The organism is Chromobacterium indicum, from assembly GCF_039708975.1.
GTDB lineage: Bacteria > Pseudomonadota > Gammaproteobacteria > Burkholderiales > Chromobacteriaceae > Chromobacterium > Chromobacterium piscinae.
On record NZ_JAYFSJ010000018.1, the window covers coordinates 26226 to 40804 of the forward strand.

Below are 14579 nucleotides of genomic sequence, written 5' to 3' on the forward strand. Positions count from 1 at the left end.
CGACAATGTTAGTCTGATGATCATTTTCGATCAAAAAGAGGGGCGGAACGATGCAGGCGAGACTGAAATGGGTTGACGGCGTGTGTTTCATTGGCGAGACCGGCAGCGGCCACGCGGTGGTGATGGACGGCGCGCCGGAGGGCGGCGGCCGCAACCTGGGACCGCGGCCGATGGAGCTGGTGCTGCTGGGCACCGCCGGCTGCACCAGCTACGACGTGATCACCATTCTGAAAAAATCCCGCCAGGACGTGAGCGACTGTTGGGTGGAAATCCAGGCCGACCGCGCCGACGTCGATCCCAAGGTGTTCACACGCATTCATTTCCACTTCGTTGTGCTTGGGCGCGACTTGAAGCCGGACGCGGTGGAGCGGGCGATCAAGCTGTCGGCGGAAAAATATTGCTCCGCGTCCATCATGCTGGCCAAGACCGCCGACATCACCCACGATTTCGAGCTGCGCGAAGACTGATTCAGTTAGGCTGCCGGTTTGGCGAGCGGTCCAGCAGCTCGCGCCGGCTGGCGGTGTCGTCGCGGCGTATCTTGGCCTGCAGCTGCATCAGGCCGTACAGCAGCGCCTCGGCGGTGGGCGGGCAGCCGGGCACGTAGACGTCCACCGGCACGATGCGGTCGCAGCCGCGCACCACCGCGTAGCTGTAATGGTAGTAGCCGCCGCCGTTGGCGCAGGAGCCCATCGACAGCACGTAGCGCGGCTCCGACATCTGGTCGTAGACCTTGCGCATCGCCGGCGCCATCTTGTTGGTCAGCGTGCCGGCCACGATCATCAGGTCGGCCTGGCGCGGCGTGGCGCGCGGTATCCAGCCGAAGCGGTCCATGTCGTACCGCGCCGCCGCCGCGTGCATCATCTCCACCGCGCAGCAGGCCAGGCCAAACGACAGATACCACAGGCTGCCGCTTTGGGCGCGGCCGAAGAGGCCGTCCAGGGTGGTGAGCAGAAAACCGTCTTTTTCCAGCGAGGGATGGTCCATCCGGGGTCTCCGTTACGCAAGGCCCCCATGCTGCGCCTCTCCCTCAGCAGGCGTCTTGTACCGAGGCGACATCCGCCGCTTCGTCGGCCCGCATTTCCCGCAGATCGGCGTCCACGCTGTCCATCACCAGCCGTTTTTCGCGCGCGTCGTAGCGCAGCAGGTCCAGTTCCCGGTTGCTTGGGCCATGGAGGCCCTGCGCGAATTCGCGCGGGGAGAAGCCTGACAGCAGTTTGAAGTCGCGGCTCAAATGGGCCTGGTCGAAGTAGCCGCATTCCAGCGCCAGATCGGCCAGAGAGCCGGCCTGGCCCAGGATCATCCCGCCCATCGCCCGCATGAAGCGCGCCATGCGGCGCATGTCGCGCAATGGCTGGCCGTAGCGGGCGAGGAAGCGGCGCTCGAATTGGCGCGTGCTCAGGCTGGATTGCTCCGCCAGCGTCCGAGAGTCGAGAAACAAGGAGGCGGCGGGCAGCCGCCAGTGGTCGAATCCTCCCGGCGCCTCCCGTCGCGCCAGCCTGCGCGTGATCCAGGCGGACAGCGCCTCCACCCATTGCCCGGCCCCGTCACCGGGACGCAGGCTATCGAACAGCGCCTCTTCCTCCGCGCGGCCGATGAGCGCGTCCAGCGGCCAGATCTGGTCGGTCAATTCATGGCTGGCAATGCCGAACAGCGTTTGCAGCTGGCCGAGCCGCAGCGGCGCGCTGGCGAAAACGGCTCCGGCGGAAATGCGCAGGCTGACCGGGCGCGACAGCGCGCCGACGGCGAAGCTGCGCGGGGACGCCATGCGTTCGCCGCCGCGCTCCGCGCAGCTGTCGCCGCTCAGCAAAACGCCGAGGTAGGGAAAGGGCATGGCGGGCATCCGGAGCACGCCGCCGTCGGCATGCTCGATGTGGAAGTAGCGGACGATGCCGCTCAGCGATGGCGGCGGCGGCAGGATCAGGCGGCTCATGGGCATCGATGATAGGCGAGTAAGGTCGGCAATGCCATTGGTATCGCGCGGGGTCTTTTGCCGCGCCGCTGCTAAGCAAATCGCCAGTCCGTCTTTATGCTTTGTGAATATTGGGTGTAGCATGGTGCCACGCATACAAAGACAGAAAGAGGCAGAGACATGAAGCGAACCTTGTTGGTGATGGCGCTGGCGCTGGCCGGTTTGATGCCGATCGCGCATGCCGATGTCAGCGACGGCCATGCCTTGCCGCCTGGCATCAGCTGGCAGCAGGGCGACGTGCCGGCGGCGTTCGCGCGCGCGCAGGCGGAGAACAAGCCGGTGTTCTTGTATTGGGGCGCGGTGTGGTGCCCGCCGTGCAACCAGGTGAAGTCCACCATCTTCAACCGCCCGGACTTCATCGCCGCCACCCGCCAGTTCGTGCCGGTGTACCTGGACGGCGACAGCGAGAACGCGCAGCAGCTGGGCGAGAAATTCAAGGTGCGCGGCTACCCGACCATGATCCTGTTCCGCCCGGACGGCGCGGAGATCACCCGTCTGCCGGGCGAGGTGGATCCGGAGCGCTACCTGCGCACGCTGCAACTGGGCCTGACAACGGTGAAACCGGTGAAGACGCTGCTGTCCGACGCTTTGGCCGGCAACAAGCTGGCGGCGGCCGACTGGCAGCTGCTGGCCGATTACGCCTGGGATGTGGACCGCGGCCAGTTGCTGCCGGAGAAAGACGTTCCCGCCACGCTGGAGAAGCTGGCTGAGCGGGTGCCGGCCGAACCAGCCGCGGTCGCGACCCGGCTGCAGTTGAAGGCATTGGCAGCGTTGGCCGGAGAAAAAGAGCCTCCGGCCTTCGACCGAAACCTGGCGCGCGGCCGCCTGCTGAAGGTTCTGGGCGACGCCAGGCTGAGCCGAGCCAACGCCGACATCGTCATCTATTCCGCCGGCGACGCGCTGAAGCTGCTGGGCGACGACGCGACGCTGCGCGAGGCCTTCGACGCGCAGTTGAAAAAGCTGGAAGCGGACGACACGCTGTACTGGGGCGATCGTCTGGGCGCGGCATCGACCTTGCTGGCCTTGTACAAGCAGCAACATCCCAAGCAGCCGCTGCCGGCCGAGCGGGTGGCCGACGTGAAGGCCAGGGCGGCGGAAGCGGACAAAGCCAGTCCTAACCCTTATCAGCGCCAGGCAGTGATCACCGCCGCCGGCGAGTTGCTGGCGGACGCCGGCCTGTTGGATGAGTCGGACAAGCTGCTGAAGGGCGAGCTGAAAACCTCGCATGCGCCGTACTACCACATGCTGATTCTGGCTTCCAACGCCAAGGAGCGCGGCGACAAGGCGGCGGCGCTGGATTGGTACCAGAAGGCCTATCAGGCGTCGGAAGGGCAGGCCACCCGGCTGCAATGGGGCGCCAGCTATGTCAGCAACGCGGTGGAGCTGGAGCCGCAGGACGCGGGCCGGATCGAAACCGCCGCCAGCGAAGTGTTCGCCGATGCCGGCAAATCGGGCAGCGCTTTCTATGAACGCAGCCGCCGCTCGCTGGAGAAGGTGGCCGGGAAGCTCAAAGCCTGGAATCAGGATGGCAAGCACGCGGAGGCTGTCGGCCGTCTGGCGGGCCAGCTGGACGGTGTGTGTGGGAAACTGCCGGCCGACGACGCGCAGAAGCCGGTATGCGACGGGCTGGTGAAAAATCTGAAGTCATGACAGGTTAGGCTTGGTCGAGACCCGCCCGCCGCCCTGCCCGGCGCGGCGGGTTTTGTCTTTTGCCGGTAGGCGGAGGGTTGAGCGATAACCGCGCGAGCCATCGGGGCCGCGCGGTTTATAATGCGTGTTTAGCAATGATTGTTTCCGCCATGCCGCCATCCCTGTATCTGGTCAAAGAGGACGAGGTGACGTTCACCGCGATGCGCGCCCAAGGCGCCGGCGGCCAGAACGTCAACAAGGTCTCGTCCGCCGTCCACCTGCGTTTCGACATCGCCGCCTCGTCGTTGCCAGAATGGCTGCGTGAAAGGCTGTTGGGCTTGAACGATCAACGCCTCAGCAAGGATGGGGTGTTGGTGATCAAGGCGCAGCAATACCGCACCCAGGAGCAAAACCGCGCCGATGCGATCGAGCGGCTCCAGGCGCTGATCGATGCCGCCGGGCATACGCCGAAATCGCGCCGCGCCACCAAGCCGACTTATGGCTCGAAGCAGCGCAGGCTGGCCGGCAAGTCGCAGCGGGCGGCGATCAAGTCCTTGCGTGGCCGGGTGGATGACTAAACCGCGCTTGCGCGCAGGCCAAAGCCGGGTACAATGCCCGGCTCGATAATGTATTGAATCGCAAGGAAATCCCGATGTCGAAGAAGCCGCAGGAAAAACTGGACGAGGAAACGCTGGCGCTGCTGGCCTGGTGCGCTGAAGTGGAAACCCATCTGGTCGCCGCAGGCGCGACTGAGGCCGAGGCTCAGGAACACATCGAAGAGCAGGCCGAATGGTATACCGACCAGTTCTTCGACGGTCTGACGCCGGAAGAGGCGGCAAAGGCCGCTCTGGCATGAGGCAGCGCGTCGCCGTCATCGACTTCGAAACCAACGGCGCGTCGCCGGGCGGCGACTGCCGCGCCACCGAGATCGGCGTGGCGATGGTGGAAGACGGCCGCGTGGTGGACCGTTTCCAGAGCCTGATGAACGCGGGTGTCTGGGTGCCGCCGATGATAGAGCGGCTGACCGGCATCAGCAACGCGATGCTGAAAAGCGCGCCGCCGGCGGATCAGGTGATGCTCGACGCGGCCCGTTTTGTCGGCGATGCGCCGCTGGCCGCGCACAACGCCAGTTTCGACCGCAAGTTCTGGGACTACGAGCTGGGTTTGCTGGGTCTGGTACGCCGCCAGGACTTCGCCTGCACCTTGATGCTGTCGCGCCGCCTGCTGCCGCAGGCACCGGACCACAAGCTGGGCACGCTGGCGCGCTGGGCCAGCCTGCCGGACACCGGCCGCGCCCACCGCGCGATGGCTGACGCCGAAATGGCGGCCCACTTGATGGCGCTGCTGAGCGACACGCTGCGGCAGGAATTTCACCTGCCGGATATCGACCACGCCTTGCTGTGCAAGCTGCAGAAAGTGACGGCCGCCAAGGTCAAACCCTATCTGAGAGAGTTGCAGGCCGCGATGACGGCGTGAAAAAGCGGAAGCCCAGGGCTTCCGCTTGTCGTTTGTGGCCGGCTTACTTTTCCTGCGGCGTGATGACCTGCACCACATAGGCGTAAGGGCCGTTGGGCGGGCGTTCCGCGATGTAGGCGCAATACCAGTTGGAGCCCCAGGGCAGGCCGGTGTCCCATGGCGTGTTCGGGGCGTCGTCCCAAGTCCATTTCTTGGTCTTGTCCTGCGGGTTGGACGGGAAACTGGTTCCCTCGTAAACGTGGATCTGGCCTTGCTGGGCGCGGAACGGCGCGGTGCTGCTCCATCTGAGCCAGAGGTTGCCGTGTTGTTGGAACGCGGTCAGCGTCCAGGCGTAGCTTTTGGTTGCTGTCGCTTCCGCGATGGCGGCCTGGGTTTCGGTGGCAGTGGTCATATGCCCTCCAGGAGTTTTGGGAAGATGATGGGCGGCCGGGATGAATCTTCGGATCGCCGGATGGACGATGTGGGGACGAGCCAGGCGAGTGTCGTCGGCAGGGTATGGGGCCGCCCTGGTCCATATTAGGTAGTGAGGGCCGGCTTAAAAATACGTATCAATACTGTTCTTGTTGAAATAATTTCGCGGAGCGCTGTAAGGCGGCGGAGGAATATGGATACATTGCATGGACAGGCCAAGACGGGATTCGCCCGGGAGGCGCAGGCCTACGAGCGAGGCCGGCCCGAATACGCGCCGGAGCTGGGCGACTGGCTGCGGCGCGAATTGGGTTTGAGGCCGGATTCGGCCGCGCTGGACCTAGGCGCGGGCACCGGCAAGTTCACCCACCTGCTGGCGACGGTGGCCGGCGAGGCGGCGGCGGTGGAGCCGGTGGATGAGATGCGGGCGCAGTTGCAAGCGCGCTTGCCGGGGCTGCGGGCGTTGAAGGGCAGTGCGGAGGAGATTCCGCTGCCTGACGCGTCGATGGACGTTGTGGCGTGCGCGCAGGCGTTCCATTGGTTCGCCAATGAAGAGGCGCTGCGGGAAATCCACCGGGTGCTGAAGCCCGGCGGCAGCCTGGGGCTGATATGGAATGTGCGCGACGAGTCCTGCGATTGGGTGGCGCGAATCAGCGAGCTGCTGGCGCCGTACGAGGGCGACACGCCGCGCTTCCACTCCGGCGCGTGGCGCCTGCCGTTTGAAACAACCGGCTATTTCGCCGCGCCGGCCTTGACCATGCTGCCGCACAGCCATGTTGGCCCGCCGGAGCGGGTGATCGTCGATCGCTTCCTGTCGGTCAGCTTCATCGCGGCGCTGCCGGACGATGAAAAACGGCGCTTCGCCGAAGCGCTGCGCCGTTTGATCTCCACGCATCCTGATCTGCGCGGCCGGGACGAGGTCGCCTTTCCCTATCGGACGGAAGCATACCGCTGCCTTAGGCGCTAATCTTCGGCCACCCCGGCTCTGGGCTGGTAATGCTTGTGCCGGGGTAGGGCCGGCTGAGGAGTCTGGGGCTTGTTCGCGCGGCCGGGAAGAGAGGCCGAGGCGCGTGCGCAGATGCCGGCTTTGCGCGCCGCGCTGATTGCGGAACGCTCGCGAGCAGTCGCCGTGGTGTACATTCCGAACAGGGGCCGGTCTGGCATGAGGGCGTTGCGATGTCTAGTCGGAATCTGCCGTGGAATGTGGCTTTGTTGGCCATGCCCGCCGTGGCTTTGCTGCTTGCGCTGATTCGCCAGGCATGGGGCGGCGGGGGAGATGTATCTCCGCTGTTGCTGTCGTCCGCGCTGCCCATGCTGGGCGTGCTGTTGTTTGACGCCACGGGGGCCTTGAAACGGCGGCAGATCGGAGTGGATGTGTTGGCCGTGCTCTCTATCGCGGTCGCCATTGCGCTGCACGAGCAAGCGACAGCGGCCGTCGTCGCGGCGATGGCCGCGACCGGGCGTCTGCTGGACACTTTCGCCGCCGGCAAGGCCGCGCGTGAAATGGCGGCCTTGCTGCAGCGCGCGCCGCGCCTGGCCCACCGCTTGGACGGCGAGGCGCTGAGCACGGTCGCGATAGAGGAAATTTGTTCTGGGGACGTGCTGCTGGTCATGCAAGGGGAGATGGTGCCGGTCGACGGCCCGCTGGTAGGCGAGGAGGCGGCGCTGGATGAATCGCCGCTGACTGGCGAGTCCTTGCCGGTCCGGTTGCAGGCTGGCGGGTGGTTGCGCAGCGGCGCCATCAATGCCGGCGACAGCCTGCGCATGATCGCGGCCCGCCGAGCCGAGGACAGCACTTTTAACGGCATCGTCAAGCTGGTGGGGCAGGCTGCTTCCAGCAAGGCTCCGGCATCGCGGCTGGCCGACCGTTACGCTTTGGGATTCATTCCCGTAGCCTTGGCGCTCGCGGCGTTGGCCTGGTGGGCGAGCGGCGATCCGGCCCGAGCCTTGGCGGTTCTGGTGGTGGCCACGCCCTGTCCATTGTTGCTGGCGGTGCCAGTCGCCTTGATGTCTGGCATTTCCAATTGCGCCGGGCGCGGCGTGCTGGTCAAGGGAGGCCATGCGCTGGAAGCGCTGGCTGCGGCCGATGTGCTGTTTTTCGACAAGACCGGCACCTTGACTGGCGGCCAGGCGGTGTTGTCCGACATTCGCGTCTATGGCGCGCTCGAAGCGGGAGCCTTGCTGCGCCTAGCCGCCGCGCTGGATCAGATGTCCTGCCATGTGTTGGCCACAGCCATCTTGAGCGCGGCGCATGAGCGTGGCAGCGGCCCGCTGCCTTTGCCGGAACAGGTTGAGGAAAAACCAGGCGCCGGCATCTGCGGCGTGGTGGAGGGGCGGCGCGTGGCGATTGGCACCGCGCAATATGTCTTGCTCCACGCGGCGGCGGAGCCGTGGCTGCTCGAGGAGGAGAAACGGATGGCCACGGAGGGCGCTTCCGCGGTCTTCGTCGCCGTGGATGGACGGCTGGAGGGCGTGCTGGAGCTATCCGACCAGCTGCGGCTGGAAACGCCGCGCGCCTTGAGGCTGCTGCGCCGAGCCGGCGTGCGTCGCATGGTCATGCTGACAGGAGACCGGCGCGAGGTGGCTGAGTCCATAGGCGGCGGCATAGGCGTGGATGAAGTGCATGCTGAGTTGTCGCCGGCGGACAAGTTGGAGCGAGTCGTCCAGGCGTCCCGCGAGCGGCAGCGTAGCGTGATGGTGGGGGATGGCGTCAACGATGCGCCGGCCTTGGCGGCTGCCGGGGTCGGCGTGGCGATGGGGGCGCGCGGCTCGGCCGCAGCGGCGGAAAGCGCCGACATCGTGCTGCTGGCCGACCGGCTGGATAAATTGGCCGAGGCCAAAATGGTGGCGGCTGCCACGCTGCGGTTGGCCGCGCAAAGCGCGGCTTTAGGCATGGGCCTGTCGCTGCTGGCTATGCTGTTGGCGGCGGCCGGCTATCTGCCGCCGCTGGAGGGGGCCTTGTTGCAGGAGCTAATCGATGTTGCGGCCATCGCCAACGCCTTGCGCGCGCTAGGCGTCCGCCCTTTGCGGGGGCAGGGCAAGACTTTGCCGGAGGCGAAGCTGAGCGCCTTGCGCGCGGAGCACAGGCTGCTCCAACCCTTGCTGGCCAAGCTGTCGGACTTGGCCAGATCGCTGCCATCGATGGCAGCCGAGTCAAGATGCGTCGCGATGGATGAGCTAGACGCCTGGCTGCAGCTTGAGCTATTGCCGCATGAGCAGGCCGATGAGCGCGCGTTGTACCCCGAAGTCTCACCGCTATTGGGCGGCGACGATCCCTTAGCGGCGCTGAGCCGCAGCCACCAGGAAATCTTCCGCGGCATTCACAGGCTGGCGCGCTTGTTCGCTCAGCATAGGGACTCGCCGTCGGAGCTGGGGATCCAGGACATCCAGCAGGCGCTTTACGGCCTGGAAGCGGTGCTCAGGCTACATTTCGCCCAGGAAGACGAGCTGTTCAACAGCCTGAGCGCTTGAGTAGGACGGCCAGGTCCGCCGCAGCGAGGCGCGCGGCGGCGGCCGGGCTTAGTCGATCTGCAGAGGCGCGAAGGACTTGACTAGGTCGTCGATGGCCTTGAGCTGGGCCAGGAAGGGCTCCAGTTGCGCCAGCGGCAGCGCGCTGGGGCCGTCGCACTTGGCTTCGGCCGGGTTCGGGTGGGCCTCCAGGAACAGGCCTGCAATGCCGACAGCCATGCCGGCGCGTGCCAGCTCCGCCACCTGGGCGCGGCGGCCGCCGGACGCGGCGGCGCCGGACTCGCGCTGCTGCAGCGAGTGGGTGACGTCGAAGATCACCGGGCGGTTGCCGCTGACTTTCTTCATCACGCCGAAGCCCAGCATGTCCACCACCAGGTTGTCGTAGCCGAGGCAGGTGCCGCGGTCGCACAGGATCAGTTGCTCGTTGCCGGCTTCGACGAACTTCTCCACCACGTTCTGGATCTGCGCCGGGCTCATGAACTGCGGCTTCTTGATGTTGACGGCGCGGCCGGTCTTGGCCAGCGCTTCCACCAGATCGGTCTGGCGGGCGAGGAAGGCCGGCAACTGCACTACATCGGCTACTTCGGCCACCGGGGCGGCCTGCCACGGCTCATGCACGTCGGTGATCACCGGCACGCCGAAAGTGTCTTTCACCGCCTGGAGGATCTTCATGCCTTCTTCCAGGCCCGGGCCGCGGTAGGAGTGGATGGACGAGCGGTTGGCCTTGTCGAAGCTGCCCTTGAACACGTAGGGAATGCCCAGCTTCTGGGTGACGCGGACGTATTCCTCGGCGGCGCGCAGCGCCAGGTCGCGGGATTCCAGCACATTGACGCCGCCGAACAGCGTGAACGGCGTTTCGTTGCCTACGGTGACGGATGGGGAAAGGGTGACGTTGATCAAGGGATTCTTCCTGTGTTCGTGCGCGGCCGCAGGCAAGCGGCGGCCGATTGGGCAAAGCGACATGATATACCCGCGGCGCGGCGCGGGCCATCCTGGCGCTCAGGCGCCGCCTTGCGCCACCGCGTCGGGGACCGCGTCGCTGGAGCGGACGCAGGCGTCCGCAGAGTCGGCCGCGCCGTTCTTTTTCAACTCCGCGCACCATTTCTTTTTCAGCTGCAGGTTGATCGCGCAAGCATTGGCGGCGGGCTTGGCTGGGTCGATCTTGTATGTTTTCGCCGTCGAGAAGATGCAGGACTGCATCTTGGGGCTTTCGATCTCGTCCGTTTCGTAGCGCTGCTGGCAGATGGCGATGGCCCAGTGCAGCGGCTCGCCCGGCGCGTTGGCGGGGCAGGCGGCGAGGGCTGGCAGGCTGGCCGATGCCAGGACGAGGGTGGCGAGGAGGCTGCGCATGGCGTGGTTCCCGGCGGGGGCGGATTATCGAGGCGGGATCGTAGCATGGGCCGGTTGTCACTGCGAGAGACGGCGCAATGCCGGGCGGGTATAGTGGGCGCTTCGCCGTTTTACCAAGGATAACGCCATGGCAGACCTGTCCGCCTTCCCGATCGCCGGCAAATGGCCGGCCAAGCATCCCGACCGCCTGCAGCTGTATTCGCTGCCCACGCCCAACGGCGTCAAGGTTTCCATCATGCTGGAGGAAACCGGCCTGCCGTACGAGGCGCACCTGGTCAGCTTCGAGCGCAACGAGCAGTTGTCGCCGGAATTCCTGTCGCTGAACCCGAACAACAAAATCCCGGCGATCCTGGACCCGGATGGCCCGGGGGGCGAGCCGCTGGCCTTGTTTGAATCCGGCGCCATTTTGATCTATCTCGCCGATAAGACCGGCCAGCTGCTGCCCAAGCATCCCGCCGCGCGCTACGAGGCCATCCAGTGGCTGATGTTCCAGATGGGCGGCGTCGGGCCGATGTTCGGCCAGCTCGGCTTCTTCCACAAGTTCGCCGGCAAGGATTACGAGGACAAGCGCCCGCGCGACCGCTACGTCGCCGAGTCCCGCCGCCTGTTGCAGGTGCTGGAGGGCAGGATGGACGGCCGAGCCTGGATCATGGGCGACGATTACACCATCGCCGACATCGCCATCTGGCCGTGGGTGCGCAATCTGGTGGGTTTTTACGGCGCAGGCGAGCTGGTGGGCTTCGACGACTTCCCCAACGTCCAGCGCGCGGCGCAGACCTTCGCTGAGCGGCCGGCTGTGGCGCGCGGCCTGGCTATCCCGGCGCGGGATTGAGATTTTGCCGAAACGGGGGGCAAGCCCCCGTTTCCTGCGGATTCAGCGCAGCGCGCCGCGCTTCACGTGCGGCTCGCGCATGCTGCCGCTGTCGATCTTCCAGCCACCGCCCTGTTTGACCACCACGTAGCGGGCCTTCTCCTCGCCGCCCTTGGGGTGGGGCTTGGCTTGCTCGTCGGATGGACGGGTCGGATCCAGCTGGTAGCGGACCACGAATTCGCAGCGGCGCGGGCCGCATTGCTGCGGCTGCATGCCATAGCCGGTGATCAGCGTCACCATGTCCCAGCCCGGTTCGTCCTGGTAGTTGGCGAAGTAGCGAGCGCCCGGGTATTCCTTCAGCCGCATGCCGGCGGCGTCTTTGGCCAGATAGCCTTCCAGCATGGTCTGCGGCGAACCGGCCGCCGAGGCGAGGGGCGCGGCCAGCGCCAGGCAGATCAGGGCCATGTTTTTGTTCATCATGTTTTCCTTGTTGTTATGGGGCGAAGGTGCAGGCGATTGTCGGCATGCCGGCATCGCGGCGGTCCACATATATGACCGAGCTCGGCCGAAACGATCGAGCATCAGCTGGCAGTCATTGTGCATTTTCGTCTGGATGCGGGCCTTTTGGCTAGGAGGGCGCGATATCCGGATACTGTTCGCCATCGGTGAGCGGCACCCCGCAAATGCCATTTTCCGGCCCAATCGACGCTATTCGGCCGGACCATCTGCGCCGTGTCCCTGATTTTCGCGATTGAGCTCAGTCTTCGTCTAATGGGCGCCTAGTCGCCAGAATAAGTGTGTTTGCGAGAAGTCGCCCCGGGGCAAATGATTTGCGCCTGGAACGAAAACGAGGTATTGTTCAAATTAATAAGTACTTAGCTTAATGACTGGATCTTGGCGAAAATTTAAAATCACAGCGCTAGGATATGGGTGGGTGTATTGAATCAGCCGATCGCTGCACAGGTTGTGCATGCCGCAGGCGAAACTCTTCAAGGGGAATGCATGAAAAAAATGATTGCTGTCTTGCTGGCCGGCCTGGCTTTTTCTTCCGCCGCGGCTTCGGCGGCTCCGATGGTGCTGACTTATTACTCGGATTATCAGGGTAATTATGCAGCGCTGACCAAGTACTACTCAAACTTCAACGCGGTTTCCGTCGACTTCTACAACATCACCAAGGAAGGCGCGATCACCGGAAATGGGGCGGCCACGCCGACTAATGCGCTGTCATTCTTGCGAGACAGAAAAATCGCCGCCTATGGCTGCATTTCCAATGTCGACAGCGATTGGAGCGCGGATATCGCCCATGCGGTGTCGACCACCGCGTTGAATCAGTCTGTGGCCAATCTGGTGAAGTTCGCCCAGGCCAATGGCTTTGCCGGCATCAACATCGATTTCGAGGCGGTGGCGCAGGGCGACCGCAACAATTTCAGTAACTTCATTCAGGTTTTAGGCCGGGCATTGCACGCCAAGGGGCTGAAGCTGATCGTCAGCGTGCCGGCTTTCTCCACCAAGGATGAGAACCACGAGGCCAATTATGGCTACGATCTGCGCGCGCTCGGCGCGGCGGCCGATTATCTGCAGATCATGACCTATGACGAAACGATCCCCACCTGGGGCCCAGGCCCGGTGGCGGGGTCGGACTGGATGGAGAACGATCTGGATTACGCGGTATCGCTGGTGCCGGCGAGCAAGATATTGAACGGCATTCCAGCCTATGGCTATGACTGGAAGTCCGACAATAGCGGCAAGCAACTGTTCTGGAGCAAGACACAGGCCTTGATCAGCCAGTATGGCGTCAAGCCGCGCTACGATGCCGGCACTCACTCCGTCAATTTCACCTATGCGGCGAAGGACGGTAGCGGCATGCATACTGTCTGGACGGAAAACGCCCGCAGCGTGGCGCTGAAGGCCAGCCTGGTGAACGCCTACGGCCTGGGCGGCACCTCGGCTTACGCGCTGGGGATGGAGGATGCCGCTTTCTGGGCCGCGTTGAAGCAGGGCTTGTCGCAGCAGTAGCCGATTGTCGGTAATGAAAAAACCGGGCCAGGGCCCGGTTTTCTGTTTGGGGCGGTGGGATTACCAGCGGCCGCCCAGCGCGGCGATCAGCGCCACGCTGCCGGTGTACTGGCGGTTGACCACGGTCCAGAGGTTGTTCTCCGCCGCGATGCGGGCGTTTTGCGCCGACAGCACGTTCAGGTAGGCGACGGTGCCGGCCTGGTACTGGTTCATCGCGATGGTCTCCGCCCGCTTGGCCGCGGCCAGCGACGCGGTCTGCATGCCGGACTCCTCCTTCAGCAGGCTCTGCGCCGACAGATTGTCCTCCACGCCTTGCAGCGCGGCGAGCACGGTCTGGCGGTAGCTGGCCACGCTGGCGTCGTAGCTGGCGATCGCCTGGTCGGTCTGCGCGCTGCGCAAGCCGGCGTCGAACAGCGTCAGCGCCAGCGAGGGCCCGATGGACCAGATGCGGTTGGGCAGCGTCACCCAGTCGGCGAAGCTGGAGCCGCGGTAGCCGCCGCTGGCGCCCAGTGTCAGCGTTGGGAAGAAGGCGGCCTTGGCGATGCCGATCTGGGCGTTGGCGGCGGCCATATTGCGCTCGGCCGCGGCCACGTCGGGCCGGCGCTCCAGCAGCGCCGACGGCAGGCCGGCCGGAATCTGCGGCAGGTGGGGCGTTTCCGTGGCCGGGGGCAGCCCAAAGCTGGCCGGCGCCTGGCCTAGTTGGGCGGCGATCGCGTGCTCCAGCTGGGCGCGGGTCAGCCGCTTGTCCACCACCGCGGCTTGCGCGGTGTGCCATTGGCTTTCGGCCGAGGCCACGGCGTCGTCGCCGACGATGCCGGCGGCGAACTGGTTGCGCGTCAGCTTCAGCGCTTCGCCCAGCGCCTTCTCGCTGTCGCGCAGATTGGCCAGTTGCCGGTCGGCCACCACCAGCTGCAGGTAGGCGGTGGCCAGCTGCGCCTGGCTGCTCAGGCGGATGGCGGCCAATTGGGCTTCCGATGCCTGCTGTTTGGCCTTGCCGGCCTCCACCTCGCGCCGCACGCCGCCCCACAGGTCCACTTCCCAGCTGGCGGACAAGCCCAGGTTGTAACTGGTGGATGCGCCGGCGCCCGGGGAGGAGACGCCGCGGTTCTGGGAAGCGTTGGCCGACAGCGACGGGAACAGCCCGGCCTGGGCCTGGCGCAGCTGAGCCTGGGCCTCGCGGTACTGCGCCTCGGCCTGGGCGATGGTGGGGCTTTGTTTGTTCAGCGTGTCCATCAGGCCGTTCAACGTCGGGTCCTGGAATGTCGTCCACCAATCGCCGCGGGGCATCGCGTCCTGCGGTTCGGCGGTTTTCCAGCGGCCGTCTTCCTTGAAGCTGGCCGGAATGTCCAGCTTGGGTTTGACGTAGTCGGGGCCGACGGCGCAGCCGGCCAGCGCGGCGGCGATGAAGATGGCGCTCAGGCCGTGTTTCAGCGGTGTTGTTGTTCTATTCAT

16 protein-coding genes are annotated in these 14579 nt (G+C 65.4%); 9 read left to right on the forward strand and 7 right to left on the reverse strand.

Going from position 1 to position 14579, the window contains the following annotated elements; all coding sequences use genetic code 11:
- Nucleotides 1-50 precede the first annotated feature (50 nt).
- On the forward strand, nt 51-467 hold the full coding sequence (locus VA599_RS20515) for an OsmC family protein (RefSeq protein WP_346790359.1): 417 nt from the start codon (nt 51-53) through the stop codon (nt 465-467).
- Nucleotide 468: 1 nt separating this feature from the next.
- On the opposite strand, the gene VA599_RS20520 is transcribed toward VA599_RS20515, so the two are convergent.
- Together VA599_RS20520 and VA599_RS20525 are read right to left on the reverse strand one after the other, a co-directional pair.
- Nucleotides 469-984, reverse strand: a complete 516-nt coding sequence (locus tag VA599_RS20520; protein WP_346790361.1) for a NuoB/complex I 20 kDa subunit family protein — start codon at nt 982-984, stop codon at nt 469-471.
- A gap of 43 nt (nt 985-1027) precedes the next feature.
- Nucleotides 1028-1930 (reverse strand): helix-turn-helix domain-containing protein, encoded by a 903-nt coding sequence (locus VA599_RS20525; protein ID WP_346790362.1) that lies wholly within the window; start codon nt 1928-1930, stop codon nt 1028-1030.
- 159 nt (nt 1931-2089) lie between these two features.
- Here VA599_RS20525 and VA599_RS20530 point away from each other — a divergent pair, with 159 nt between their 5' ends.
- From VA599_RS20530 to VA599_RS20545, 4 genes are all read left to right on the forward strand, one after another.
- A complete protein-coding gene (locus tag VA599_RS20530; RefSeq protein WP_346790364.1) occupies nt 2090-3619 on the forward strand; it encodes a thioredoxin family protein in 1530 nt (509 codons plus the stop codon).
- A 149-nt stretch (nt 3620-3768) separates the two neighbouring features.
- Nucleotides 3769-4176, forward strand: a complete 408-nt coding sequence (arfB, locus tag VA599_RS20535) for an alternative ribosome rescue aminoacyl-tRNA hydrolase ArfB (protein WP_021476012.1) — start codon at nt 3769-3771, stop codon at nt 4174-4176.
- A gap of 74 nt (nt 4177-4250) precedes the next feature.
- Nucleotides 4251-4454 carry a hypothetical protein gene (locus VA599_RS20540; RefSeq protein ID WP_021476013.1) on the forward strand — a complete coding sequence of 68 codons (204 nt, stop codon included), beginning with the start codon at nt 4251-4253 and terminating at the stop codon, nt 4452-4454.
- Nucleotides 4451-5074 carry a 3'-5' exonuclease gene (locus VA599_RS20545; RefSeq protein ID WP_346790368.1) on the forward strand — a complete coding sequence of 208 codons (624 nt, stop codon included), beginning with the start codon at nt 4451-4453 and terminating at the stop codon, nt 5072-5074. Before VA599_RS20540 ends, VA599_RS20545 begins: the two co-directional genes overlap by 4 nt.
- Before the next feature lie 43 nt (nt 5075-5117).
- Here the strand turns inward: VA599_RS20545 and VA599_RS20550 are convergent, their stop codons facing one another.
- Nucleotides 5118-5465 (reverse strand): hypothetical protein, encoded by a 348-nt coding sequence (locus VA599_RS20550; protein ID WP_021476015.1) that lies wholly within the window; start codon nt 5463-5465, stop codon nt 5118-5120.
- Between the two features lie 213 nt (nt 5466-5678).
- On the opposite strand from VA599_RS20550, the gene VA599_RS20555 reads away from it, so the two are divergent.
- Entirely contained in the window at nt 5679-6449 is a 771-nt protein-coding gene (locus VA599_RS20555) for a class I SAM-dependent methyltransferase (RefSeq protein WP_346790370.1), read from the forward strand.
- Nucleotides 6450-6658: 209 nt separating this feature from the next.
- Nucleotides 6659-8953: a heavy metal translocating P-type ATPase gene (locus VA599_RS20560; RefSeq protein WP_346790371.1), complete on the forward strand. Its 2295-nt coding sequence runs from the start codon at nt 6659-6661 to the stop codon at nt 8951-8953.
- 48 nt (nt 8954-9001) lie between these two features.
- Here the strand turns inward: VA599_RS20560 and kdsA are convergent, their stop codons facing one another.
- Nucleotides 9002-9850 (reverse strand): 3-deoxy-8-phosphooctulonate synthase, encoded by an 849-nt coding sequence (gene kdsA / locus VA599_RS20565; protein WP_429838929.1) that lies wholly within the window; start codon nt 9848-9850, stop codon nt 9002-9004.
- A gap of 99 nt (nt 9851-9949) precedes the next feature.
- Entirely contained in the window at nt 9950-10300 is a 351-nt protein-coding gene (locus VA599_RS20570; RefSeq protein ID WP_346790372.1) for a hypothetical protein, read from the reverse strand.
- A 127-nt stretch (nt 10301-10427) separates the two neighbouring features.
- Here VA599_RS20570 and VA599_RS20575 point away from each other — a divergent pair, with 127 nt between their 5' ends.
- Nucleotides 10428-11132 carry a glutathione S-transferase N-terminal domain-containing protein gene (locus VA599_RS20575; RefSeq protein ID WP_346790374.1) on the forward strand — a complete coding sequence of 235 codons (705 nt, stop codon included), beginning with the start codon at nt 10428-10430 and terminating at the stop codon, nt 11130-11132.
- A 42-nt stretch (nt 11133-11174) separates the two neighbouring features.
- Here VA599_RS20575 and VA599_RS20580 read toward each other — a convergent pair whose 3' ends face one another.
- The gene (locus VA599_RS20580) at nt 11175-11591 is read right to left on the reverse strand and encodes a hypothetical protein (RefSeq protein ID WP_346790376.1); all 417 of its coding nucleotides are present in this window, start codon (nt 11589-11591) and stop codon (nt 11175-11177) included.
- 522 nt (nt 11592-12113) lie between these two features.
- On the opposite strand from VA599_RS20580, the gene VA599_RS20585 reads away from it, so the two are divergent.
- Nucleotides 12114-13127, forward strand: coding sequence for a glycosyl hydrolase family 18 protein (locus VA599_RS20585; protein ID WP_346790378.1), 1014 nt, complete (start codon nt 12114-12116; stop codon nt 13125-13127).
- Between the two features lie 60 nt (nt 13128-13187).
- Here the strand turns inward: VA599_RS20585 and VA599_RS20590 are convergent, their stop codons facing one another.
- Nucleotides 13188-14579 (reverse strand): efflux transporter outer membrane subunit, encoded by a 1392-nt coding sequence (locus tag VA599_RS20590; RefSeq protein WP_021476023.1) that lies wholly within the window; start codon nt 14577-14579, stop codon nt 13188-13190.

Excerpts from the sequence above, each read along its gene's own strand:
- arfB (WP_021476012.1), top strand. The coding sequence starts at position 3,769 with ATGCCGCCATCCCTGTATCTGGTCAAAGAGGACGAGGTGACGTTCACC.
- VA599_RS20520 (WP_346790361.1), bottom strand. The coding sequence starts at position 984 with ATGGACCATCCCTCGCTGGAAAAAGACGGTTTTCTGCTCACCACCCTG.
- VA599_RS20575 (WP_346790374.1), top strand. The coding sequence starts at position 10,428 with ATGGCAGACCTGTCCGCCTTCCCGATCGCCGGCAAATGGCCGGCCAAG.
- VA599_RS20540 (WP_021476013.1), top strand. The coding sequence starts at position 4,251 with ATGTCGAAGAAGCCGCAGGAAAAACTGGACGAGGAAACGCTGGCGCTG.
- VA599_RS20525 (WP_346790362.1), bottom strand. The coding sequence starts at position 1,930 with ATGAGCCGCCTGATCCTGCCGCCGCCGCCATCGCTGAGCGGCATCGTC.
- VA599_RS20550 (WP_021476015.1), bottom strand. The coding sequence starts at position 5,465 with ATGACCACTGCCACCGAAACCCAGGCCGCCATCGCGGAAGCGACAGCA.
- VA599_RS20585 (WP_346790378.1), top strand. The coding sequence starts at position 12,114 with ATGAAAAAAATGATTGCTGTCTTGCTGGCCGGCCTGGCTTTTTCTTCC.
- VA599_RS20530 (WP_346790364.1), top strand. The coding sequence starts at position 2,090 with ATGAAGCGAACCTTGTTGGTGATGGCGCTGGCGCTGGCCGGTTTGATG.
- VA599_RS20570 (WP_346790372.1), bottom strand. The coding sequence starts at position 10,300 with ATGCGCAGCCTCCTCGCCACCCTCGTCCTGGCATCGGCCAGCCTGCCA.
- VA599_RS20590 (WP_021476023.1), bottom strand. The coding sequence starts at position 14,579 with ATGAATAGAACAACAACACCGCTGAAACACGGCCTGAGCGCCATCTTC.
- VA599_RS20545 (WP_346790368.1), top strand. The coding sequence starts at position 4,451 with ATGAGGCAGCGCGTCGCCGTCATCGACTTCGAAACCAACGGCGCGTCG.
- VA599_RS20515 (WP_346790359.1), top strand. The coding sequence starts at position 51 with ATGCAGGCGAGACTGAAATGGGTTGACGGCGTGTGTTTCATTGGCGAG.
- VA599_RS20580 (WP_346790376.1), bottom strand. The coding sequence starts at position 11,591 with ATGATGAACAAAAACATGGCCCTGATCTGCCTGGCGCTGGCCGCGCCC.
- VA599_RS20555 (WP_346790370.1), top strand. The coding sequence starts at position 5,679 with ATGGATACATTGCATGGACAGGCCAAGACGGGATTCGCCCGGGAGGCG.
- VA599_RS20560 (WP_346790371.1), top strand. The coding sequence starts at position 6,659 with ATGTCTAGTCGGAATCTGCCGTGGAATGTGGCTTTGTTGGCCATGCCC.